Annotated in this window: 22 protein-coding genes; 6 read left to right on the top strand and 16 right to left on the bottom strand. The window is 65.5% G+C overall.

The genetic code is table 11. The features are described 5' to 3' along the window. Window positions 1-60: 60 nt before the first annotated feature. Window positions 61-771 (bottom strand): glutathione S-transferase family protein, encoded by a 711-nt coding sequence (locus tag Q7V20_RS07830; protein ID WP_304788886.1) that lies wholly within the window; start codon window positions 769-771, stop codon window positions 61-63. Continuing rightward, on the bottom strand, window positions 768-1,088 hold the full coding sequence (locus Q7V20_RS07825; RefSeq protein ID WP_304788884.1) for a hypothetical protein: 321 nt from the start codon (window positions 1,086-1,088) through the stop codon (window positions 768-770). The genes Q7V20_RS07830 and Q7V20_RS07825 overlap by 4 nt, the downstream gene beginning before the upstream one ends. 137 nt (window positions 1,089-1,225) lie before the next feature. Between Q7V20_RS07825 and apaG the strand changes: the two genes are divergently transcribed. From apaG to Q7V20_RS07805, 3 genes are all read left to right on the top strand, one after another. Beyond that, on the top strand, window positions 1,226-1,600 hold the full coding sequence (gene apaG, locus Q7V20_RS07820) for a Co2+/Mg2+ efflux protein ApaG (protein ID WP_304788882.1): 375 nt from the start codon (window positions 1,226-1,228) through the stop codon (window positions 1,598-1,600). A gap of 66 nt (window positions 1,601-1,666) precedes the next feature. Further along, window positions 1,667-3,709, top strand: a complete 2,043-nt coding sequence (locus Q7V20_RS07815) for a site-specific recombinase (protein WP_304788880.1) — start codon at window positions 1,667-1,669, stop codon at window positions 3,707-3,709. Window positions 3,710-3,812: 103 nt separating this feature from the next. Continuing rightward, a complete protein-coding gene (locus Q7V20_RS07805) occupies window positions 3,813-5,018 on the top strand; it encodes a murein transglycosylase A (RefSeq protein ID WP_304788876.1) in 1,206 nt (401 codons plus the stop codon). 20 nt (window positions 5,019-5,038) lie between these two features. Here Q7V20_RS07805 and cynS read toward each other — a convergent pair whose 3' ends face one another. From cynS to Q7V20_RS07760, 9 genes are all read right to left on the bottom strand, one after another. After that, a complete protein-coding gene (gene cynS / locus Q7V20_RS07800) occupies window positions 5,039-5,482 on the bottom strand; it encodes a cyanase (RefSeq protein ID WP_304788874.1) in 444 nt (147 codons plus the stop codon). A gap of 17 nt (window positions 5,483-5,499) precedes the next feature. Then, window positions 5,500-5,922, bottom strand: a complete 423-nt coding sequence (locus Q7V20_RS07795; RefSeq protein ID WP_304788872.1) for a nuclear transport factor 2 family protein — start codon at window positions 5,920-5,922, stop codon at window positions 5,500-5,502. After that, window positions 5,919-6,767 (bottom strand): ABC transporter ATP-binding protein, encoded by an 849-nt coding sequence (locus Q7V20_RS07790; protein ID WP_304788870.1) that lies wholly within the window; start codon window positions 6,765-6,767, stop codon window positions 5,919-5,921. Before Q7V20_RS07790 ends, Q7V20_RS07795 begins: the two co-directional genes overlap by 4 nt. After that, window positions 6,757-7,653: a nitrate ABC transporter permease gene (ntrB, locus tag Q7V20_RS07785; protein ID WP_304788868.1), complete on the bottom strand. Its 897-nt coding sequence runs from the start codon at window positions 7,651-7,653 to the stop codon at window positions 6,757-6,759. The genes Q7V20_RS07790 and ntrB overlap by 11 nt, the downstream gene beginning before the upstream one ends. Before the next feature lie 9 nt (window positions 7,654-7,662). Further along, a complete protein-coding gene (locus tag Q7V20_RS07780) occupies window positions 7,663-9,063 on the bottom strand; it encodes a CmpA/NrtA family ABC transporter substrate-binding protein (RefSeq protein WP_304788866.1) in 1,401 nt (466 codons plus the stop codon). A 120-nt stretch (window positions 9,064-9,183) separates the two neighbouring features. Beyond that, window positions 9,184-9,840, bottom strand: a complete 657-nt coding sequence (locus Q7V20_RS07775) for a response regulator transcription factor (protein WP_304788864.1) — start codon at window positions 9,838-9,840, stop codon at window positions 9,184-9,186. After that, window positions 9,837-11,045 (bottom strand): PAS domain-containing sensor histidine kinase, encoded by a 1,209-nt coding sequence (locus Q7V20_RS07770; RefSeq protein WP_304788862.1) that lies wholly within the window; start codon window positions 11,043-11,045, stop codon window positions 9,837-9,839. The genes Q7V20_RS07775 and Q7V20_RS07770 overlap by 4 nt, the downstream gene beginning before the upstream one ends. 49 nt (window positions 11,046-11,094) lie before the next feature. Next, on the bottom strand, window positions 11,095-12,039 hold the full coding sequence (locus tag Q7V20_RS07765) for an alpha/beta hydrolase (RefSeq protein ID WP_304788860.1): 945 nt from the start codon (window positions 12,037-12,039) through the stop codon (window positions 11,095-11,097). A 78-nt stretch (window positions 12,040-12,117) separates the two neighbouring features. Then, the gene (locus Q7V20_RS07760) at window positions 12,118-12,843 is read right to left on the bottom strand and encodes a hypothetical protein (RefSeq protein WP_304788858.1); all 726 of its coding nucleotides are present in this window, start codon (window positions 12,841-12,843) and stop codon (window positions 12,118-12,120) included. 199 nt (window positions 12,844-13,042) lie between these two features. On the opposite strand from Q7V20_RS07760, the gene Q7V20_RS07755 reads away from it, so the two are divergent. Next, window positions 13,043-13,870 (top strand): HDOD domain-containing protein, encoded by an 828-nt coding sequence (locus Q7V20_RS07755; protein ID WP_304788857.1) that lies wholly within the window; start codon window positions 13,043-13,045, stop codon window positions 13,868-13,870. Between the two features lie 10 nt (window positions 13,871-13,880). On the opposite strand, the gene priA is transcribed toward Q7V20_RS07755, so the two are convergent. Continuing rightward, window positions 13,881-15,980, bottom strand: a complete 2,100-nt coding sequence (gene priA, locus Q7V20_RS07750; protein ID WP_304788855.1) for a primosomal protein N' — start codon at window positions 15,978-15,980, stop codon at window positions 13,881-13,883. A gap of 948 nt (window positions 15,981-16,928) precedes the next feature. Here priA and Q7V20_RS07745 point away from each other — a divergent pair. Next, a complete protein-coding gene (locus tag Q7V20_RS07745; RefSeq protein WP_304788853.1) occupies window positions 16,929-17,141 on the top strand; it encodes a hypothetical protein in 213 nt (70 codons plus the stop codon). An 83-nt stretch (window positions 17,142-17,224) separates the two neighbouring features. On the opposite strand, the gene Q7V20_RS07740 is transcribed toward Q7V20_RS07745, so the two are convergent. The 4 genes from Q7V20_RS07740 to Q7V20_RS07725 all read right to left on the bottom strand — a co-directional run bounded on the left by Q7V20_RS07740 (window position 17,225) and on the right by Q7V20_RS07725 (window position 21,453). After that, the gene (locus Q7V20_RS07740; RefSeq protein ID WP_304788851.1) at window positions 17,225-18,310 is read right to left on the bottom strand and encodes a putative solute-binding protein; all 1,086 of its coding nucleotides are present in this window, start codon (window positions 18,308-18,310) and stop codon (window positions 17,225-17,227) included. Continuing rightward, a complete protein-coding gene (locus tag Q7V20_RS07735) occupies window positions 18,307-20,190 on the bottom strand; it encodes an ATP-binding protein (RefSeq protein ID WP_304788849.1) in 1,884 nt (627 codons plus the stop codon). The genes Q7V20_RS07740 and Q7V20_RS07735 overlap by 4 nt, the downstream gene beginning before the upstream one ends. 148 nt (window positions 20,191-20,338) lie before the next feature. Next, a complete protein-coding gene (locus Q7V20_RS07730) occupies window positions 20,339-20,836 on the bottom strand; it encodes an SET domain-containing protein (RefSeq protein WP_304788847.1) in 498 nt (165 codons plus the stop codon). A 2-nt stretch (window positions 20,837-20,838) separates the two neighbouring features. Further along, the gene (locus Q7V20_RS07725) at window positions 20,839-21,453 is read right to left on the bottom strand and encodes an HD domain-containing protein (RefSeq protein ID WP_304788845.1); all 615 of its coding nucleotides are present in this window, start codon (window positions 21,451-21,453) and stop codon (window positions 20,839-20,841) included. 71 nt (window positions 21,454-21,524) lie between these two features. Here Q7V20_RS07725 and Q7V20_RS07720 point away from each other — a divergent pair, with 71 nt between their 5' ends. Beyond that, window positions 21,525-22,430, top strand: a complete 906-nt coding sequence (locus Q7V20_RS07720; protein ID WP_304788843.1) for a LysR family transcriptional regulator — start codon at window positions 21,525-21,527, stop codon at window positions 22,428-22,430. Window positions 22,431-23,176 lie beyond the last annotated feature (746 nt).

Below are 23,176 nucleotides of genomic sequence, written 5' to 3'. Positions count from 1 at the left end.
TCTGTAACTGATGGCTACAAGGTGAGATGCGCAAGGCAGCCAGAAACAGGGTGGTCATGGTCAAGCGAGGATGTCATCCCCAAAGAACCTCGCCCTCATCCTTGCCTCATACGCCACCAGATTGGCATGCCGCTTCACCTCGTCCTTCATCGGCGTTTCAAAGTGCGCGCACAGCGCCGAGGTCAAGATGGCGAACATCATGGCGTCGGTGCCACAAGGTTGTTCGCCCATCAGAAAGGGCTTGTCGCCCAGCAAGGTGGCCAGCGTTTTCAAGCCCTGGTTGCCAATGGCCTGCATCTCAGCTTCAGCATGGCGCCCCATGCCATGCCCATGCAAACTGTTGCGCACACGCCGCCTGACGAAAGCCACCACCGGCCCGCGCACCAGCCACGGTACAGGCTTGAAGAACACCTCGGCCACCTTGGCAAAGTTGGCGTCGTTCACCCAGCGCCAATGCACGCCAATCCAGTACAGGTTGTCTTCCAGCATCTTCTCAACCGCCCAGGCCGTGGCGCGCTGTTCGGCGTTCAGGCCCTGGTCAAAATCGATGCCGTACTTGCGCTCCAGGTGCCAGCGGATGAAGGTGGAATCGGCCACCACGGTGCCATCGTCGTCCAGGTAGGGCAGCTTGCCCTTCGGCGCTTTGAACATTCCCTTGGTGTTGACCTGATAAGGCTGGCCGGACATTTTCAAAAGGATCTCGGCCTTCATGACGAAGGGGCTGGCATCGGGCAGGCCAAAGGCCGCCCCGAACGCGTAGAAGGTGATCACGTGGCAGGGCCCTCCAGCACGATGGGCGCCCACCCCAGCAGTTCGGCCAGGCGCGTCACCACCCAACCGGCCTCGGCCAGCGACACGCCCGACTCGGGCGACACCAGCCCCCGGTGGCAGCGCACCAGCACTTCGTCTTCGGCCACGCCGATGTCGCGGTGCACGCCCTGGCAGTGCTCCACCATGTGGCTGGCCAGGTCCTCACACACCTCGTAACGCTCACGCACCAACGCCATGGGCACCGTCAAACGGTGGCGCGCGTCGGTGTGCAGGTCGTAGAAGGATGGGGGGATCTCGATCTGGTACTCGTCGCTCATGCGACGTTGTACCTCAAAGTCCCGGCGGTATTTCGTGCCAACATGTCGGTCCGGTTGAACGGCATCCCCAGCGCCATCGAGGGTTATTCAAACGCCGTTTCACCAAGATTGCTCTTCCACTTCCTAGAATGGGCCGAATGAGTCATCCCCAATTCACCTGTGCGGTGGTACCGCAGTTCCTTGAAGAACAAAGCAACCCTGCTCAGCAAGAGTATGCGTTTTCGTACACGGTCACCATCGTCAACAGTGGCGAGGTGGCCGCGCAGTTGATCGGCCGCCATTGGGTCATCACCGATGCCACCGGCCATGTCGAGGAAGTACGCGGCCTGGGCGTGGTGGGCCACCAGCCCATGCTCAAGCCGGGCGAGAAGTTCGAGTACACCAGCTGGACGCGCTTGAGCACGCCGCATGGCCTGATGCAGGGCACCTTCTTTTGCATGACCGACGAAGCCCATCCTTTTGACGCGCCCATCGAGCCGTTCTCGCTGGCGCGATCACAGTCTTTGCATTGATTTGATGATGACGAGGGTTCGCGTTTGACTCAGGACACGACGATCCGCACAACCAAGCGGCGATGGTTGCCGCAACCCGGCGGTCCGGTGGACATCAGCCAGTTGCTGGATTCGGCCAGCGGCGATCTGCCTTTGGCCGAGCGCCACCTGTGGCTGGTGCAGTTGATGGACTGGATCCGATCGGGGGAGCCGATCTCGGGCGTGAAGTACATCGTGCGGCAACTGGCACCGCCCTCCGAGCGCCGCGCCGGGGTCGTGGCCCTGCTGTCGGCTTTCTGGCGCGACATCGATGTGGCCGCCTTGCTGGCCGACTACGGCTTTGCAGCGCGAACCTCGTTCGGCGACGAGCTGGGCGAGCGCCTGCGAGGGCGCCTGTTGCCCATGAGCCCGGCCACCACCGACCTGGCCAGCCTGTTCAATTTGCTGTTCAGCGACCCCAAAGACGCTGACTGGCTGGTTCAACTGGACGACGCGGTGCTGGCCGAGCTGGCCTCGCTGTGGCGCGAAGCCATTGACGCGATAGAGTCCGAGCCCCTGGGGTGGCACGAGCCTTTCTACGACGCGATCATGTTCCTGTCCAGCCAGGTGCGGGCCGAAGGCTTCTCGCGCGAGTTGCGCGGGCGCATGGGCATGCGGGTCGATGTGGACTTTGATGGCGTGGAGACAGGGGCCGAAGTGGCCGCACCCACGCCCACGCGGCAAGCCTTCCGGCAACTGGTGCACGTGGCCGAGAACCTGCACGTCCTGGCGCTGCAAGGCGCGGTCGGGCCTTCGCCCGTTGAACAGGCCAAGAGCACTTTGCTTCAAGAGGCGCAGTACCTGCGCGCCTTGCTGGACACCTGCGTCAAGGCTGCGCAGGGCATCCACAACCACCTGGAGTCCAACGGGGTGTCGATCGACATCGTGTTCCAGATCGACCAGTTGAGCGAGCGTTGCCGGCGCATCGAACAGTTGCTGGATTGCGTGCTGTCAAGCCACCCCACCTCGGACCTGCGCGCCTTGATCGTGGACTTGATCCAGGTAGGAGCCAGGCGAAGCGGTGTGCGCGCGCTGTTCACGCAGCACTATTCGCTGCTTGCACGCAAGGTGGCCGAGCGCAGTGCCGAAACCGGCGAGCACTACATCACCCGCGATCGGGCCGAGTACCTCACCATGCTGCGGCGCGCCTCAGGTGGCGGTGCGGTGCTGGCGGGCACCACGTTCTTGAAGTTCGCAGTGCTGGCCCTGGGCCTGTCGCCCTTCTGGAGTGGGCTGGCCGCGGGCACCAACTACGCGTTGAGCTTTGTGATCGTGCAGTTGCTGCATTTCACGGTGGCCACCAAGCAACCGGCCATGACGGCCCCCGCCATGGCGGCCAAGCTGGCCGACACGCGCAGCGACGAGGCCGTCGAAGGTTTCGTGGACGAGGTGGCCCATCTGTTCAGATCGCAGATGGCCGGCATCCTGGGCAACCTGATGGTGGTGGCACCAGTGGTGTTGGCCGCGCAGGCGCTGTCGTGGTGGGTGTTCAAGCAGCCCTTGATCGATGTGCACTCGGCCAACCACGTGCTGGACTCGCTCACCTTCCTGGGGCCCTCGCTGTGGTACGCGGCCTTCACCGGCGTGCTGCTGTTCGTGTCCAGCCTGTTCGCGGGTTGGCTTGAGAACTGGTTCGTGCTGCACCGCCTGGACAGCGCCCTGCGCTGGAACCCGCGCATCCGCGCCACGCTGGGGCCAGAGCGCGCGGTGCGCTGGGCGGCCTGGTGGCGCCAGAACATTTCGAGCCTGGGCTCGAATGTGTCGCTGGGCCTGATGCTGGGCCTGGTGCCGGTCATCGCCGGGTTCTTTGCGCTGCCGCTGGACGTGCGGCACGTGACCTTGTCCACCGGCCAGTTGGCCGCGGCGGCAGGCACCCTGGGGCCCGCCGTGCTGAACCACCCTCAGTTCTGGTGGTGCGTGGCGGCCATCCCGCTGACGGGGCTGCTGAACGTGGGCGTGAGCTTCGTGCTGGCCCTGCGCGTGGCCATGCGTTCACGCGGCGTGCGCATCAAGGACCGGGCGCGTCTGCAGGCGGCTTTGTGGCGTCGGCTGCGGCGTCATCCTTTGAGCTTTCTGCTGCCGCCTCGCTGAGCTCGGTCAGCTCGCCCTTGGCGCGCCCCGAGAACATCGTCCACCACATGAGAAACAGGAAGAGGGCCAAGGCCCCCACGGCTTCCAGCACAATCAGCCACATATGACGGTTTACCAGTTTTACAAGCGGGCCACGGCGGCCCTGGTGGTGTGCAGCCTCGCAGCGTGCAGCAGCGGCCCTTCAGGGCGTTCCACAGCGCCCATTGTGGCGCGTGCGCCGGTCGTGGCGCCGGGCACCGTGTTGCCCCAGCCCGATGGGCGTGGCGACCTGGTGCGGCCCAGGGCCTTGTGGACACCGGCCCAATACACCGACCTGCCCGGCTGGTCGCAAGACCGCGTGAGCGAATCCTGGCCCGCCTTGTGGCAAAGCTGCCAGCGGCCCGGGCCCGGCTGGGCCACGGTGTGCGCCGAGGTGCGCGAACTGGGCGTGGCATGGGGCCGCCAGGTGGCCGATGATTTCGTGCGTCAATGGCTGGAAGGGCACTTGCGCCCCTGGCGCCTGAACACCCTGGATGGCCAGACCACAGGTCTGCTAACCGGTTATTTCGAACCCCTGCTGGACGCGCGCCGCAAGCCCGATGCGCGCTTTCAGTACCCGCTTTACCGCGCCCCGGCCGACCTGGGCGTGCGCAAGCCGCACTACACCCGGGCGGAACTGGATACCTTGCCCGAAGCGCGCGCCTCGGTCGCGGGTCGCGAGGTGGTCTACCTGGCCGATCCGCTGGACGCCTTGCTGATCCAGGTGCAGGGCTCGGGCCGTGTGCGCGTTCAGGATGAGTTGACGGCGCAGGGCCAGCCCCGCACGGTGCGTCTGGCCTTCGCCGGCCACAACGACCAGCCCTATCAATCGGTGGCGCGTTGGCTGGTGGACCAAGGCGCCTTCACGCTGGAGCAGGCCTCCTGGCCCGCGATCCGCACCTGGGCCGTGCAGAACCCGCAGCGCGTGCCCGAAATGCTGCGTGCCAATCCCCGCATGGTGTTCTTCAAGGAAGAGGCTTTGCTTGATCCTCAGGTCGGGCCAGTGGGCGCACAAGGCGTGCCACTGATCCCTGGCCGTTCGGTGGCCGTGGACCGCGAGGCCGTGCCACTGGGCACGCCCATGTGGCTGGACAGCACGGTGCCACAGCCCTGGAGCCCAACCCCGCCCGCGCCGCAGTCCCTGCAACGCCTGGTGGTGGCGCAAGACACGGGCGGGGCCATCATTGGCGGCGTGCGGGCCGACTATTTCTGGGGCTGGGGCGACGAGGCCCTGGCACAAGCGGGACGCACCAAGCAAGCCATGTCGGCCTGGGTGCTGTGGCCGCGCTGAGGTGGCGTGAGCCTTGAAGCTCAGTAAGTCTTGTAGGGCAGGAACTTGCCCGACATGACGATGCTGACGCGATCACCCATCGGGTTGGCTTCGCGCTTCAGGTCCATCTTGAAGTCGATGGCGCTCATGATGCCGTCGCCGAACTCTTCGTGGATCAGCGCCTTGAAGGTGGTGCCGTACACGCTGATGAGTTCGTAGAAGCGGTAGATCAGCGGGTCGGTGGGCACCGAGGTGGGCAGCGACCCCTTGTAGGGCACCTCCTGCAGCCACAGCTTGGCCTCGTCGGGCAGGCCGAAGATTTCGGCGACGGTGGCGGCCTGCTCAGGCGTGAAGGTCATCTGGCCCAGGCAACCGGCCGTGACCCATTCCTTGCTCAGGCCCACCTTGCTGGCCACGTCGGCCCATTTCAAGCCCTTCTTGACTTTGGCTTCGATGATGAGGTCGGTGACGTCTTCGCGGTTCATGGTGTGTGCCCTTTCTTTCAAAGTTGGCGTTCAGATTCAAGGATGGCCACATCGTTGATGGAGGCCTCGCGGCGGGCCATCAGGCCTCGCTCGTCAAAAGTCCAGTTCTCGTTCCCGTAGGCGCGCCACCATTGCCCGGCGTCATCGTGATACTCGTATTCAAAGCACACGGCGATGCGGTTGCCGGTGAAGGCGAACAGGCGCTTCTTGAGCTTGTACTGGTGTTCTTTGGCCCACTTGCGCGTCAGGAAGGCAACGATGGCGTCGCGCCCTTGCAGGAACTCGCTGCGGTTGCGCCACCATGAATCGGCCGTGTAGGCGGCGGCGCAGCGCTGCGGGTCTTTGGAGTTCCAGGCGTCTTCGGCCATCTGCACCTTCAGGCGCGCCGACTCTTCGGTGAAGGGCGGCAGGGGTGGGCGGCTCGGTGTGTTGTCGGTCATGAAAGGCTCCTCAATCCGGGGCGCACCTCGGGCGGCACCTGCGGCGCGCGCCCATGGCTCAGGTCCTTGGCGCGGTCCACCAGGAAGTCCACCAGGTGGTTGCGCAAGGGGTAGAACTGCGGGTCGTGGTGCAGGCCCGCGCGGGTGCGGTTCCTGGGCAGGGTGTTGACCACGATCTCGGCAATGCGTGCGCGTGGCCCGTTGCTCATCAGCAGGATCTTGTCCGCCAGCAAGATGGCTTCGTCCACATCGTGCGTGATCATGAACACGGTCTGCTGGGTGTCGGCGCAGATGCGCAGCAACTCGTCCTGGATGGTGCCGCGCGTGAGCGCGTCCAGCGCGCCAAAGGGCTCGTCCAGCAAGAGCATGCGCGGCTCGATGGCAAAGGCACGGGCAATGCCCACCCGCTGCTTCATGCCGCCCGACAACTGCGACGGTTTTTTGTCCAGCGCCTGGCTCAGGCTCACCATCTGCACATAACGTTCAACCTGGGCGGCCACCTGGGTGCGCGACCAATCTGTCCAGCGTGAGCGCACGGCAAAGGCGATGTTCTGGCGCACGGTGAGCCAGGGCATCAGCGCATGCCCCTGGAAGACCACGCCACGCTCCAGGCCCGGTGCCACCACCTCGCGACCATCCATGAAAACATGGCCTTCGCTGGCGTGCTCCAGGCCGGCCAGGGTATTGAGGATGGTGGTCTTGCCGCAGCCTGAGTGGCCGATGATGCAGATGAACTCGCCCCGCTGGATCTGGAAGTTCACGCCCTCGAACACCGCTTCGCTGGCACCCGGGTAGGTCTTGCCCAGGCCTTGCACCTGCAGACAGGTTCGCGCGTCAGTCGACATAGGTCACCGCCTTTTGCAAGCGCGCAAACAGGGTGTCCAGCACCATGCCCACCAGGCCGATCATCAAGATGGCGAAGATCACATTGGGCAGCGAGAGGTTGTTCCACTCGTTCCACACGAAGTAACCGATGCCCGTGCCACCCACCAGCATCTCGGCGGCCACGATCACCAGCCACGCGATGCCCATGCTGATGCGCATGCCCGTGAGGATGGTGGGCGCGGCGGCAGGCAGGATCACCTCGAAGGCCGTGCGCCAGGGCGAGACCTCCAGCGTGCGGGCCACATTGAGCCAGTCGCGCCGCACACCGGCCACGCCAAAGGCCGTGTTGATCAGCATGGGCCAGATCGAGCAAATGAAGATCACAAAGATGCCGGACAGGGCCGCGTCCTTGATGGTGTAGAGCGCCAGTGGCATCCAGGCCAGCGGCGAGATGGGCTTGAGCACCTGGATGAACGGGTCGAGCGCCCGGTACACCAGCGGCGACATGCCGATGGCAAAGCCCAGCGGGATGGCCAGCAAGGCGGCCAGCAGGTAGCCCGCGCCCACCCGGCCCAGGGAGTGCATCAGCTGCAGGCCCACGCCCTTGTCATTGGGGCCCTTGTCATAGAAGGGCTGGCTGAGGTGCTCGCGCACGGTGCGGCCCATCTGGAGCAGGGTCGGGAAGCCCGAGGTGCCCGTGCCCGCGTCAGCTTGCACGCCCGGGTCCTTGCCCATGAGTTTCAGGTACTCGATCTGCTCGGGCGTGAGCGCCGGGCCGCTGCTGGCCACGGCCGCCTTGGGCAGCGTGGCCAAGTGCCACACGCCCAAGATCACGGCCAGAATCAACAGCGAGAGCAGGCCTGCTCGCACCCGCTCGGTGCGCCACCAGGGAAGGGCTGGTTTCATCAGGCTGGCTCAGGTGCGCTTGATGGCAAAGCTGTTCACATAGGCATCGGGCTTGGCGGGATCGAACGCCTTGCCCATCACCTTGAAGCCCGGGTAGGCGCCTTCAGGTGCGGTCTCGCCCAAGGCCTTCATGTGCTTCTTGGCCTCGGTCAGCAGGAAGACTTTCTCAGCCAGTTGCTTGTAGTTGACGTCGCCCTTCACATAGCCCCAGCGCTTCATCTGCGTGAGCATCCACACCGCCATCGACTGCCAGGGGATGGGGTTGAAGTCGGCGCGGTCCGGCACGTTGCGCACATTGCCCAGGCCATCGGCAAAGCGGCCGGTGAGCACCTGGGCGACCACGGCTTCGGGCTGGTTGAGGTATTCCTTGGGCGCGATGACCTTGGCGATCAGCTCGCGGTTCTTGGCCTGGCGGGCCATGGCCGCCGAGGTCAGCACCGCGCGGTACAGGGCCGCGAAGGTGTTGGGGTTCTGGGCGATGAACTCGGCGCTGGTGCCGAAGGCGCAGCATGGGTGGCCCTCCCAGATCTCTTTGGTGAGCAGGTGGATGAAGCCGACCTCTTCGAACACCGCGCGCTGGTTGAAGGGGTCGGGGCCCAGGTAGCCGTCGATGTTGCCCGCGCGCAGATTGGCCACCATCTCGGGTGGCGGCACCACGCGGATCTGGATGTCCTTGTCAGGGTCCAGCCCATGTTCGGCCACGTAGTAACGCAGCAGGAAGTTGTGCATCGAGTACTCGAAGGGCACGGCGAACTTGAAGCCCTTCCAGTCCTTGGGATCGCGCTTGTCCTTGTGCTTCATGGCCAGCGTGATGGCCTGGCCATTGGTGTTCTGGATGGTGGCCACGTGCATGGGCTTGGCGGTGGAACCCAGCCCCATGCTGATCGACAAAGGCATGGGCGACAGGAAATGCGTGGCGTCGTATTCCTTGTTGATCATCTTGTCGCGGATCAGGGCCCAGCCCGCCGTCTTGACCACGCTCACATCCAGGCCCTGCTTCTTGTAGAAGCCCAGGGGGTGGGCCATGATCAGCGGCGTGGCACAGGTGATGGGGATGAAGCCGATCTTGAGCTCCTTCTTTTCCAGTGGCGCGGCTTCTTCGGCCATGGCCTGCAGGCTCATGGTGGGCAGCACGCTGCCGATGGCAGCCAGGGCCGTGCCCTTGCCCACGGCGCGCAGGAAGCGGCGGCGCACCGCGTCCTGCGGGAACAAGGCCTTGACCAGGCTGGCTTCGATGAACTCGCGCGAGTAGCTGGCAAAGTCCTCGGACTCGCTGCGCTGGGTCAGCTCGTGCACCGCCGCATCGCGGGACAGGGCCGCATCATGCTCGTGAGGTGCGTGGTCCTGACCGCAAGCGCAGCTCAGGCGCAGAGGGCGGTCGGCATCGTAAGGGTCGAAGTAGCTGGACATCCGGGACTCCTTGGCACCACCGAGAGGTGGCCATCAACTGGTGTCCCACTGTAGAAAAGCAGCGAGCCCCACGCCATCACGGCATTTGTGATTCGCTTGTAGGGCGGGCACTACAACCGCTCACACCGCCACCACCTGCTGCCGCACGGCGTACAGCGCCAGCTCCACATCATTGCGGGTGCCGGTCTTTTCAAGGATGCGGGCCCGGTAGGTGGACACGGTGTTGGACGACAGGCTCAAGGCCGCGGCGATCTGGCCCACGCTCTGCCCCTCGGCCAGCAGGCGAAAGACCTGGCTCTCGCGCTGCGACAAGCTCTCGTGCGCGGGCTTGTCGCGCACCTCGCTGAGGGAGGTGGCCAGCAACTCGGCCACGCTGGGCGTGAGGTACACGCCGCCCGACACGGCCTTGCGCAGGCCGGCCGCCATGTCATCGGGGTCGGCGCTTTTGTTGAGGTAGCCCGCCGCCCCGGCCCGCAGGCAGCGCACGGCAAACTGGCGATCGGGGTAGGTGCTGAGCATGAGCACCGGCAGGCGCGGGTACTCGGCCTTGATCTGTTTGAGCACCTCCAGGCCATCGCGGCCCGGCATGGCGATGTCGAGCAGGACCACGTCAACACCCGGCCCTTCTTTGGCCGCCATCAACTGGCGCACCAGTTGCATCGCCTGCACGCCATCGGCCGCGTCGGCGACCACGGCCAGGTCGTCCACATCGCCCAGCACCTGGCGCAGGCCTTGGCGCACAATGAGGTGGTCGTCCACCAGCATGACTTTGATCATGCCGCGCGCTCCTGGGAGTGTCGCGTCTGAGCCTGAGCCGCGACCTGGTACATCGGCATGCTCAGGATGATCTGCGTGCCTTTGTCCAGCTGGCTGTCGATGTGCAACCAGCCGCCGAAGTGGCCGGCCCGCTCGCGCATGCCCATCACGCCATAGGCGTTGGGGCTGTTGAACACGCTGGGCGGGGCGCCCCGGCCGTTGTCCCTGACGCGCACGGTCAGGTCGCTGGGCATGGCGCAGATGCGGATGTCCACCTCGGTGGCCTGCGCATGGCGCGCCACGTTGCTGAGCATCTCCTGAAAGATGCGGAACACGGCGGTGGCCAGCGGGCCTTCCGGTGCGTTCAGGCCCGGCGCGATCTCCATGCTCCAGTGGCAGCGCATCTCGCTGCTGTCCATGAAGTCCTGCGCCTGCCATTCCAGCGTGGGCCACAGGCCCTGGTGGTCGAGGATGGAGGGGCGCAGGTCGGTGATGATGCGGCCCACGTTGTCCACGGCGCCATCGATCAGGCCGCGCATGTCCTGGCATTTGCAGCGCAGGGCGGGCTGGTCGGCCACGCGTTTTTCCAGCCAGCTCACGTCCATCTTCAGGCCCACCAGCAGGCTGCCCAGTTCGTCATGGATCTCGCGGGCGATGCGTTGGCGCTCGGTCTCGCGCACGCCGTCGATGTGGGCTTGCAACTCGCGCAACTGGCTCACGGCCTGGCTGAGGGCCTGCGTGCGCTCGGCCACGCGGTGCTCCAGCTCGTCGTGCGCCTGGCGCAGTTTGGTTTCCTGCTCGCGGCGGTCACTGATGTCGACGAAGGTGACCACGGCGCCCAGCACCTGCCCGCCATCCAGGATGGGGTAGGAGGAGTACTCGGACGCGAAGGAAGTGCCATCGGCCCGCCACAAGACCTCGCTGTCGATCCGGCAAGGCACCCCGGCGCGGAAGGCGTTGTAGATGGGGCAGCAATCGACCGGGTAGTGGCCGCCATCGGCATCGGTGTGGTGCATCAGCTCGTGCATGTTGCGGCCGAGCACCTCTTCGGGTTCGTGGCCCAGCATGTGCGCCCCCGCCCGGTTGATGAAGGTGCACAGGCCGTCCATGTCGATGCCGTACACGCCTTCGCCGGTGGACTCCAGCAAGAGGCTCAGGCGGTCGCGCCAGACGGCCGCTGCGCGGGAGGCCTGGACGCCGCTGGGAACATGGGATGAGGTGGACATGGACTCAGCGCGTGCAAGGCCCATGCCACCCGCTTTCATGGCGCGGAAGTCACAAACCGAAAGCGACCTTCAGGGCCTGGGCCACCGCCGTGTGCGCCTGGTAGGCCTCGGGGATGAAGCGCCCCATGTTGATGAAGTCGTGAACCACCCCCGGCCACACCGTCAGTTGCACGGGCACGCCCGCCTCCTGCAAGACCTTGGCGTATTTTCGGCCTTCATCGGCCAGCGGGTCGCATTCGGCCAGGCCGATCCAGGCCGGGGCCACGCCCTGGTGGCTGGCGGCCAGCATGGGTTCGCGGTGCCAGTCGGATTGGAAGCCCTGGCCTCGGGCCTGGCTTTCGAACCAGCGCATCAGGTTCTCGTCAAGCATCAGGTTCTTGGAGAAGGCCTTGTAGGACTCCGTGGTCGCCGAGGGCTCGACCGAGGGGTAGAACAGCACCTGCAGCGCCAGGGTCAGGCCCGCGTCGCGCGCCATCAGGGCCAAGGTGGCGCTGAGCGTGCCGCCCGCGCTGTCGCCGCCCACCGCGATGCGGCTGGGATCCAGGCCCTGAGAGACGCCTTCGGTGCCCAGCCATTGCAGGGCCGCGAAGGCATCGTCCAGCCCCGCAGGAAACGGGTGCTCGGGCGCCAGGCGGTAGTCGATGGCAACCACGGCCGCACCGCTTTGCTCGGCAATGCGGCGGCACATGCCTTCACAGGTGTCGATGCCACCGACCACAAAGCCGCCACCGTGCAGGTACAGCAGCACGGGCAGGCAGGCGTCGTGGCTGGGCGCCCACAGGCGCGCGGGAATGCTGCCTGCCGGGCCCGGGATGCTGAAGTTGTCGACCCGGGCCACCTCGACCCGTTCGCCCTCCATGGCGCCCACGCCCATGCTGTAAGACAGGCGGGCTTGCGCCACGGGTTGCTGGTGCAGGGGCGGCAGGCCCGCGCGCTCCACCTTTTCAAGCATCTTGCGGGTCATCTCGGTCAGGAAACTGGCGGCGTTGGCCATGGGGGGGGTGCCTTTCTTGTTCAGCAGTCCAGGCCAGCGCGGCCTGCCCCCCATTGTTGCGGAGAAGTTGCGGCCGGGTCAGGGCGCGGAGACGCGCATCTCGAGCACTTCTTGCTCATCCCGGCTGCTGTCTTCGGTGGACAGCAGGCCGCGTCGGCTTTGCTGCACCTGTCCGCCGCGCTGCGCCACCGCCGTCCAGCTGCCCAGGGGCACCTGCACGGTGGTCATGACCTCGGTGGATTCGGTCTGGCCATCGGGCCCGTAGGCCGCCTGCTGGGCCACACGCGCTTCCAGCTCGACGGTGACCACTTGGCCGCCCGTCCAGCGGGGCCGCACGGTGATGCCGCGGCCGGTGTCCACCAGGGTGGTTGACGACCAGGCCTGCCAGCCGGGCGTGGGCGCACCATTACCGCCGTTGCCCGCCGCCGGATTGACCAGCTGAGTGCCCCCAGGCCCCCCCACCCCGAACTGCCATTGCGTCACCGGCCGGCTGCTGCCCAGGTAGATCCGCGCCTGGCCGCCATTGAGCACCTGCAATTGCTGCAGGCCGGTCTGGCTGCTGGACCGAGTCGTCGAGGTGACCACGGCACCGGCGCGGCCCTGTACCCCGCGCCGGCTGTCCACGATGATTTCGCCGGTGCGCAGCCCCACGGCTTGGCGCTGCTGCTCGCTGGACGAGTTCATGCGCCACTCCACCAGCAGGTTGCGCTGGGGCAGTGATGAAGGCTGCGCCTGCGCGCTGAAGGCGGCCCAGGCCACCGCCACCCATGCTGTTTTCTTGCCCACCATGTCAGCTGTCTCCACAGAAAATTCGCTTGTCCATCATGGCCCTGCCCACCAATACCGGCAAGTGCGGGGTTGCACCCGCGCTTTTCCACCGCTTGAAAAGCCTGCTTTGCCCGATGCTCAAGTCTTGACCTCAACAGGTCGATAAGCAGACTGAGCTGTCATCCCGCTTCTGGGGGCAGTGTCCACATGGTTTCAATCGAGATGGAGGCTGGCGATGCAGCTCGAAGCACTTTTCAAACAACCCCAGGCCCTGCCGGCCGTGCCCAAGATCGTTCATGAACTGATCGATAGTTTCAACAACGACGACATTTCCATCGACGTCATCGTCAACAAGATTGCAGCCGACCCCGTCTTGTCGGCCCGCTTGCTGCGCCTGGGCAACTCGGCCTACTACCATGTGTCGCGCAGCATTGGCACCGTCAATGACGCCGTGGCCATGCTGGGTTTCGTCACCGTGCGCACCCTGGTGATCAGCTCCGGCCTGACGGGCGGCTACAAATCCATGCCAGGCATGGACCTGAACAAGTTCTGGCGCTACAGCATGCAGACCGCTGCGGTGGCGCGCTGGGTGGCCAAAGCGGCCCACCAGAACGTGGACCTGGCCTTCACCGTGGGCCTGATGCACGGCATCGGCCAACTGGTGATGCACGCTGGCATGCCCGAGCAGATGCTGCACCTGGACAAGCTGGCCACGCCGCTGGACCCACGACGCATCGACATGGAGCGCACTTCGTTTGGCTACAGCTTTGCCAACGTGGGAGCCGAACTGGCCCGCCAGTGGAAGTTCCCACCCGCCTTCAGCGAAGCCATCGCCAACTTCCCCGACCCCATGGCGCACGCCCCCTTTGACGCCGTCGCGGGGGTGCTGCACCTGTCCGCCTGGCGCGCCCGTGCCGAGCACAACGGCCTGGAAGGCGAGGAGTTGATCGCCACCATCCCCACCGAGGTCTGCATCAAGCTGGGCCTCAAGCCCGAGACGCTGCTGACCGAGATGCCGCCTTTGTCGGAACTGTGCGAAGGCATGGAAGCCTTGCTGGGCTGAAGCTTTCGCCTCAGATCGACAAGGGGTCGACATCAACCGCCCAACGGACCAGTCCGTTGCGGCGGTTTTTCTGCGCCGTGTCCAGCCACAGCGGCTGGCTGTCGGTCAGGAAGCGCTGCAATGCGGCCCGGTTGGGTGATTCGATCATCATCTGCGCCCGCTCGATGTTGGCCACGCGCTGCACGGGCGTGGGCACGGCTGGGTACAAAGTGACGCAGCCCAAAGCGTCGGCCGAGGGTTTGGCTGCGTCTGCCGCATCGCGCAGGAAGGCTTGTGCCGCCTCTTGCGTCTTGCCCTCGGCGCGCAGGATGGCCAGGCTGGCGTAGGGCGGCAGGCCCGCCATCTGGCGCTCTTCCAGTTGCCTGGCCGCGAAGGTGGGGTAGTCATAAGCCCGCAGTGACTGGTACAGCGGGTGCGTGGGGTGCCAGGTCTGCACCCACATCTCGCTGCGGCCGGCGGCTTCGGCATCGCGCCCGGCGCGCCCGGCGGCTTGCAACAACAGAGAGAACTGGCGCTCGGCCGCGCGGAAATCGCTGGCGAACAAGGCCGCGTCGGGGTTCACGGCCGCCACCAGCGTGATGCGGCGGAAATCGTGCCCCTTGGCCACCATCTGCGTGCCCACCAGCACATCGATCTCCCCGGCGTGCACGCTGGCCAGCTGTTCTTCCAGCGCGCCTTTCAGGCGGGTCACGTCGGCGTCGATGCGGCCGATGCGCGCTGTGGGCATGGCGGCGGCCAGTTGCTCTTCCAGGCGCTCGGTGCCCCGGCCCACGGGCTGGATGTCAGTGTTGCCGCAATCGGGGCAGGCGCGCGGCACACGTTCGGTGAAACCGCAGTGGTGGCAGCGCAGGGTGCGGTCCTGCTTGTGGAAGACGCGCCAGGCGCTGCAATGCGGGCAACCGCTCTTCCAACCGCAGTCGCTGCAATGCAGCACGGGCGCGTAGCCGCGGCGGTTGAGCAGCACCAGGCTTTGCTCACCGCGCGCGGTGCGCTCCTCGATCGCGTGCAACAGTTCTTGCGCCACGGGCGGCGGCTCCTGGCCCATGGTGGGCTTGAGCACTTTGGAGAGGTCCAGCACGCGCACGCGGGGCATCACGCCATCGCCCACGCGGGCGGGCATGGCCAGGCGCTGGTAGCGACCGGCGCCACCCTCGCTGGCAGGCAGGGCGTTGAACCAGCTCTCCAGGCTGGGCGTGGCCGAGCCCAGGATCACCGGCACTTTCTCAAGCCGGGCACGGTAAACGGCCAGATCGCGCGCTGAGTAGCGGGCGCCGTCCTGCTGCTTGTAGCTGGGGTCGTGTTCTTCATCGACCACGATCAGCCCCAGGCGCGGCAGGGGCGTGAACACCGACAGGCGCGTGCCCAGGATCACGTCGGCCTGGCCCAGGTGGGCCATCAGCCAATGGCGCAGGCGCTGGGCGGGCGTCAGGGCGCTGTGCAGGGACACGATGCGCCGCCCCGTGAAGCGCTCGGCCACGCGGGCTTCCAGCTGCGGCGTGAGGTTGATCTCGGGGACCATGATCAGCACCTGCTTGCCGTCGTCGAGCGCGCGTTGGGTCTGGCGCAGGTAGACCTCGGTCTTGCCGCTGCCGGTGCTGCCCCACAGCAGGTAGGGCTGCTCGCCAGGGTGGGCCAGGGCGTCCAGGGCCTGGGCCTGTTGCTCGGTCAATTCAGGCAACGCCGGTGAGGTCGCTGCTGGCAGGGGCGCCAGCAAGGCCTTGTCCAGGCGTTTGCGGCGCCGTTGCCACTGCAGCGCGTCGAGCTGGCGCAACTCGGGCGGCAGCACCATCAGGGCCATTTCGCCCAAGCTGCGCTGGTAATACGCGGCGGCAAAGGCCACCAGTTGGCGCCAAGCCTTCGGCAAGGGGGCCAGGCCCGACAGCACCTCGGCCACCTCTTTCAGATCGGCATCGGCACAGGGGGAGACTTCGCCCTCGGGCGCTTCGTCCCACACCACCCCGGTCACCACCCGGCGGCCCAGCGGCACGCGCACCAGTTCACCGGGCAGCAAGGCCGCCTCGCTGAGGTAGTCCAGCGCGCCCCACAGCCCACTGTGCTGAGGCGCCTCCACCACCACGCGAACCCGCTGGCGCACCGCGTCGGTCGTCAAAGCGGGCTCCAAAGTGGGCGGTGAAGAGTGGCGGGCCAGGGCAATCGTGTCTCCGAACTTCTGACAAGGTGTGAAAGGATGCACGCAAGTGCTTGATTTCAGGGGGTCTAACCCTTATCCACGGGGTCTGTGGATAACTTTGTGGGAAACCCACCCAGATGTGCGCTAAATGCTTGTCACACGGTGGTTTGGCTTAAATTGCCTCAAGATGAGGCAACCAGGGTCTTTCTATATGAATCAAGGACTTAGCGGCTTGGCACCGACAGGGTTCACAGGGGTGGGGTGATGCCCCATGCTTGTGCATGAGCTTGGCCAGGAATGGGGATAACTGATTTTCTCCAGCGTCAAACCAAGGGTTTAACCTAGTTGCTCAGAATCCTACAAACGTTGTCATCCTTTTGAAATCTGCAGGGCGGCGTTGGGCGCATTGTTCCATGAGGCTGCGTCCTGAAAACCGAAGGCTCCGTCATGTCCGCGCTCCGTTTTTTGGACCTTGCTGCCATCTCTCAAAGTTGATCTGCAAAAGATGCCGCTAAGTCCTTGATTCACATGGGCCAAGCCTTGTCCACCAAAGCTGTGGATAACTTTGTGGGAAACCTCTGCACACCCGCGCTAACTCTTTGTCAGCAGAGGGTTTCCCCTGTTCTGCCCAAACTTGAGGCATGGGCAAAGAATTCAATCAAATCAATGACTTAGCACATGTACACGGCGTCTGCGAGGTGCTGATTACAAAATGCAACAGGCCCTTTGACGGTGCATTCATTTTGGGGATAAGTGGGCCGCACTTATCACAAAACCTTCCGAGGATCAGCGCTGGATGACGGCGTTTTTTGTGCTATGCAGCACTGCACAAGGAAAACCCGGCCGGGTGGTAAACAAGCGTTTGAAGCGGGTATGCTTACGCCTTCACCTTCCCACCTTCTTCCATCTTTGTTGAGAGACATTGCAATGAGCTTCTCGATCGAATCCAAACTCGGCGATCTGCTGGACAACGAAACCACCAAGGCCATCCTGGAAAAGCACTTGCCCGGCATCTCCACCCACCCGCAAATCGCGATGGGCAAGGGCTTCGCGCTGTCCATGGTCGCCAAGTTCTCCGGTGGCCTGATCACCGACGACCTGCTGGCCAAGGTCAACACCGAGCTGCAAGCTCTGGGCTGATCCACGGATCGCCCGCTGGCCTGACGGCCAACAAAAAGCCCGCGAAGTTCGCGGGCTTTTTTCATTCATGAACCTTGCAGGGATCACCAGTTTTCGCTGGCCTCGGAGCAATCGGGCGCCGAGGGGTTCACGTCGCAGCGGATGCGCTTGATGATCTTCAGGCCCTTCTTGTCGTAGAAGCCTTTTTCGGCCATGTCGATGCGGCCATCGCGCATCAGCACGGTGTAGCGGTCGGTGTCGGCAGGGGTGGGGTCCATCCACAGCTTGGCGGGGATCGAGGCGTCGGAGCGCTTGACGATGTCCAGTGCGTAGTCGAAACGGCTCAGCCACACTTCGCGCGACTTCTGGCCAAAGCCTTCGGGGAAGCGATCACGCTTGATGATCATCTGGTAGGTCAGGATGGTCATGGGGTAGCGCGACACAGCACCCTTGGTGCCCACGCCCTTGGCCAGCTCCAGCGGCTTGAAAGCGATGGACGGCGCGATGAGCACGTCCACGCTGCCGTTGTTGAACATGGCGCCGAAGTTGGTCACGTCGGCGGCCACGGGGCGGGCACCCACGCGCTGGATCAACTGGGCCTGGGCCTTATCATGGTCAAAGGCGGCGATGCGCTTGCCGGAGGCCGCTTCCAGCGTGCTGATCTGGCGGTCGTTCACAAAAGCGTAGGCGGCGCCCAGGGGGATGATGCCGCCCACTTCAAACTGGCCGTTCACCATCAGCGCGGCGGCCTTGGGCGAGGCGAAGGTCTGGATGGTTTTGTGGACCACTTCGTAGCTGGCGGCCATGTCGACCTTGCCATTGCGCACGATGGTGGACACGCCGGCCGAGTCGATCGCGGCCGACAGGGCGTTGAAGCTACGCGTGCGCAGGGCGGTGGCCATCACGGCATCGCATTGGCCGGTGCGGAAGTCTTCCACGGCCACGCGCTCATCCACATAAGCCTTGAGCTCCATGTCGACGCCCGTTTTTTGCATCTCGAGGGCGTAGTCCTTGGCGGCGTTGAAACCGTCGCCACTGGTGCCCAGGATGTCAAAGATGCAGACTTTCTGCTTGGCGGCCAGGGCTGGCTGGGCCAGGGCAGCACCAGCCATAGCCAGTGCGAGTAGGGATTTTTTCATGAATGGGTTGGGCCGGAAAGTGGCCCCCTTGATAGAGTCGGCGGCGATCATGCCATGCGCTGCATGACGGTCGGCTCGTCTGTCACCATTGCTGACAACCGATGCCCGCGGGGCAGGTGTTGGGTCAGCAGATGGGCCAGGTCGTTGCGGTGAAAAGGTTTGGGCAGGTGGTCGTCCATGCCCGCGTCCAGGCAGCGCTGGCGTTCTTCGGGCAGCACATTGGCCGTCAGGGCCACGATGGGCACGCGTGCCCGCGCCTGTTGGCGCTCCAGGGTCCGGATGTGCTGCGTGGTATCAAAGCCGTCCATGCCAGGCATCTGGCAGTCCATCAGCACCAGGTCGGGCTGGTGATCCTGCAACCAGCGCAAAGCCTTGTGCCCATCTTCGGCCAGCACCACCGACAGGCCAAACTGCTTGAGTGCCGCGTCGGCCACCAGGGCGTTGATGGGGTTGTCTTCGACCAGCAGGACCACGCCGCGTCCGCCGCTCTCGGCGCGCGACATGAACCTGGCTTCGTCAGCCTCGCCACGGGCCTGAGTGGCCACCGGTTGGTTGGCACGCGCCACCACCGGCAAGCCAAAGCTGGCCACGAAGACCGAGCCCCGACCAGGCGCGCTGGTGCAACGCAGGTCGCCGCCCATGGCGCGGCACAGCTTTTGGGAGATGGTCAGGCCCAGCCCAGCCCCGCCATGGCGGCGTTCCATCGAGCTTTCGACCTGGTGGAAGGCCTCGAAGATGAAAGGCAACTCGTCACTGGGGATGCCAATGCCCGAGTCTTCGACCGCCAGGGTCACCGTGTCATGCCCCACCACGCGTGACACCCGCACGGTGATGCGCCCCTGGTCGGTGAACTTGACAGCGTTGCCCAGCAGGTTATGCAGCACCTGGCGCACCCGGGCCGCGTCGCCCGTCACCTCGTGGATGGCGGGCAAGGTGGACTCCAGCAGCAGTTGCAGGCCCTTGGCCTGCGCGTTGACCGTGGAGACGGCCACCACGTCGTGGATGACCGTGCTCAGGTCGAAAGGACGCCGCTCCACATGCACATGACCGGCTTCGATCTTGGAGGTGTCCAGCACATCGTTGATGACCGACAGCAGGTGCTCGCCAGAGCGCTCGACCAGGTCCAGGCGCTGCTGGGCTTGCGGGCGCAACTCCTCGTCGCGCAGCATGCGGGTCAGGCCCAGCATGCCGTGCAGGGGCGTGCGCATCTCGTGGCTCATGGTGGCCAGGAAACGGCTCTTGGCCTCGCTGTGGTGCTGGGCCAGGGCCAGGGCCTTGGCGCGCTCCTGCGCGACTTCCTCGGTGGTGTAGCGCAGGAAGAGCAACTCCTCGATGCGGTTCTGCCCCCAGCGGGTCTCCATGAACAGCAAGCCCACGAAGGCCAGCACCGAGGCCCCGCCAAACAGGCCGAATGAGTCCTGGCGCGCCAGGTAGAACACCGCGTTGGGCACCAGCATCGGGATGATGAAGGCGCGCGCCGAGCCCGCGTCGGGGTTGAGCATGAAGGTGCCCATGGAGGCCACGCCCAGCAGACAGGCCAGCGTCACGGCCAACAGGTCCAGGCGCACCAGCGGCGTCATCCACCAGCCCACCGAGCCCCACACCAGGCCATCGATCGCCAGCAGGATCAGAAAGCCCCGGTACCACTTGGGGTGCACCGGGTCGGCGCTGTGGCTGAACAGCCGCGACTGGCTGAACAGCAGGACGGCGATGATGCCTTTCAGGGCCAGCCAAGCCCACACACGCTGACCGCCCATGGTGGGGAGCAGCAAGCAGGCCAGCAAGCTGGAAAAGCCGGTGGCGACCAGGCAGGCGGCGGGCATGTGCGCGAACAGCATGCGGATGCGCGCTTGAAGCACTTTGAACTGCACATCGCCCAAGGGGACCGGCTTGCCGGCCCGCCAAAAGCGGCCATTCACTGAGGCATTCATGGGAAGGGACTCCTGACGAATACAGTATTCGTGAAGTCGCTGGCGCGCGGGGCGTGTTGTGAGGCGATCAGGGGCCGACAAGGTGCCGTTGTACCGCTGAAAGCCCCCTCGCTTCAGGGGGAGCCCAGGGTTGGCGTATCAGGGTTTTCTACAAACGGCCTGCACAGCCGGGTGCACCGCAGCGGCAGGCCAGGCGCCCGGCATGGTGGGTGGGGCCGTAGGCCACGGTGAGTTCTTCGCCCGCCGCGATGTCGCGCAAGGCGTAGAACGCCACGCGGCCTTGCTGCACCTTGAGCACCATGTTGGGCGCGCAGGAGTGGTTGGCAAAGCGCAGCGGGTCGGTCGACTGGGTGGCATCCAACGAGCGCGCGTTCGACACGGCGATCATGAAGACGCGGCCCGTGCTTTTCTCTAGCGCCTTGGCCCGCTTGAAGGCTTCGGCCGTGCTGACAGATTCACCCCGAATCTCGCCGATCTTGCGCCGGGCGGGCACCGCCTGCAGCGCGAAAACCCCCTGGCCATCGATGGCACTGGGTTTGATGTCAACCGGGATTTTTTGAGGATCGGCGACCTGGCCTTTGGCGGTGGCGGGGGCCTTTTCCCGCTGGGGATCGGGCGCGGCAGGCAGAGGTCGAAGCGTGGGCATGGTCAGGATTCTGGCACCGACTCCCTGGCCACGATCTTGGCGTACAGACTTTGCTTGGGAACGGCCAGCACACGGCGCAGCATGGGCTCGAAGAAGTCCAGCGGCAGGGTCTCGCGCTGGGCGTCGAAAGCGGCCGCGTCGTAGCGCTCGCAGAACTCGGCGGTGCGCTGGTACAGCTCGGTTTGCGGCTGGAACTGGTTGCGCAGGTCGCGGTCCATGCCCAGGTGGTGGAAGAAGTAGTAGCCCTGGAAGATGCCGTGGTGGGCCACCATCCAGTGGTTCTCTTCGCTCACGAAAGGCTTGAGGATGGCCGCCGCGATGTCGGCGTGGTTGTAGCTGCCCAGGGTGTCGCCGATGTCGTGCAACAGGGCGCAAACCACGTACTCCTCGTCGCGGCCATCCTGGTGGGCGAGGGTGGCGGTTTGCAGGCAGTGGCTCAAGCGGTCGATGGGGAAGCCGCCGCAATCGCCCTTCAGCAGGTTCAGGTGGTCCAGCACCCGGTCGGGCAACTGGCGGGCATAGGGAGCGAACTCGCGGGCGATGGCGGCCCAATCCTCGGGCGTGCCATCTCGCATGTGGCTGAAGGTGGCGTGGTTCTGCGGCTGGTGACTGCTCATGCACGTCAGTTTGGGCGGCTTGGGCCATGAAAGCAAATAACCGCGATTGCCTTTGTCCATTACCATTGGTCATGGCCACCCTGGATCCGGACATCCACTATTTCATCGCCGCCGCCACCGAGGGCAGCCTGGTGCGGGCCGCTCAAAGCCTGGGGCTGACCCAGCCGGCGCTGAGCAAATCCATCAAGCGCCTGGAGAAGCACCTGGGCGTGGTGTTGTTCAACCGCACGCCGCGTGGCTCGGAACTGACCGAGGCGGGCCGGGCTTTTTATGGCCGGGTGCGCACCTTGTCCAATGCCATGGACGACGCGGTGATGGAGGCTCGCGACCTGGGCGGCGGCCACGCCGGCCTGCTGCGCCTGGGCATCACCCCGGCGGTGTCGCACTTTGTGCTGAGCGCGCTGTTCCCCACGCTGACCACCGAGCGGCCCGCTGCCCACGTGAAAGTGACGACCGCCTTCAACCACGTGCTGCTGGGCGCCATCGATCGCAAGGAGCTGGGCCTGGCCGTGTGCCCCTTGCCGGACGACTTGCCAGCGGGTGTGGAGGTGGATGAGCTGTACGACGACCCTTTCAGCGCGATCATGAACGACCGCCACCCCCTGGCCCAGCGCGAGCGCCTGTCCATGAGCGATCTGATCGGCTGCCAGTGGGTGGGCTCGGGCAAGCAGGAGGTGGCGCGGCGCAGCCTGGAGCAGGCGGCGGCCCGGCATGGCCTGCCGCGTTTGAGCGTGCCGGTAGAGGTGAATTCGCTGGAGTCGCTGTACACGGTGGTGTCGCGCACGCAGATGGTCAGCCTGTTCAACGCCCGCTTTGGCTCGCCATCGGCCTTGCCGAGCAACGTGGTGGTGGTGCCGCTCGATTTGCCTGGGGTGCACCGGCGCATCGGCATTCTGCGGCGGCGCGGCTACCTGTCGCCGATTGCGCAGCGGGCGCGGGAAATCCTGCTGGATGCCAGTGCGGTGATTGGCGCTTGATGTTGCGGCTGCGGCTGCGGCGGCTGCTGCTGCTGCTGCTGCGGTGCCAGGGTAGGTTGTTTTATCTTTGCAGCGCGGGGCGCGGGCTGGGTGGGCATCCGTCAGGGCTTCATGTTGGTGGTCCCGCTGAAAGCGGGACTGCCTTGCGATGCTCATGCCGAGGTGGGGCCGTGGAACTCACTGCGCGGATTGCATCCGCTTCGTTCAAACAACCACGGCCAGTCAGATGACGATGCACGCTGCGCGTGCCCACCTCGGCATTCCGCTTCTCAGCACCAACAAGGCGCCCCGCCAGATGCCCGCCCAGCCCTTTTTTCGCCCCGCTGGTGGCCCGCCACGGCTGCAATCGGTGGCTGACCAACCGCCGCGCCAACGGGCACCAACCGCAGACGGCTGCTAACGCGACACTGATCGCCACGCCACAGCCCCAAACCGTGCCACGCCACCAGCGGGGCGATCAGGGATGAGGCGGAGGCGGGCGGGGCGACTTCGGGGGCGGCGAGGCGCGCAGGCCACGGCGGGTTGCCCCTCGCGCAGCGAGGGGTCGGCGAGGACTGTTTGAGCTGGCCGCAGGCCAGCGAGTTCCGCAGCCGCCCGCCGTGGCCGAGCACCAAGCGCAGTCCGCCGCGTCGCGGCGGACCGCCCCCATAGGAGCCCCGCCCCCCGCCGCCTCATCCCCGCCCCGCCCGGCAAAGACCAAGCAAGCCCCCCAACCCCAGCCCCCACCACCACCCCAAAGCCCCCCC

Origin of the sequence: Aquabacterium sp. (genome assembly GCF_030652515.1) — a bacterium.
GTDB lineage: Bacteria > Pseudomonadota > Gammaproteobacteria > Burkholderiales > Burkholderiaceae_C > Aquabacterium.
Note: the sequence above shows the minus strand (reverse complement) of the source record. Positions and strands in the feature narration are given on the sequence as shown.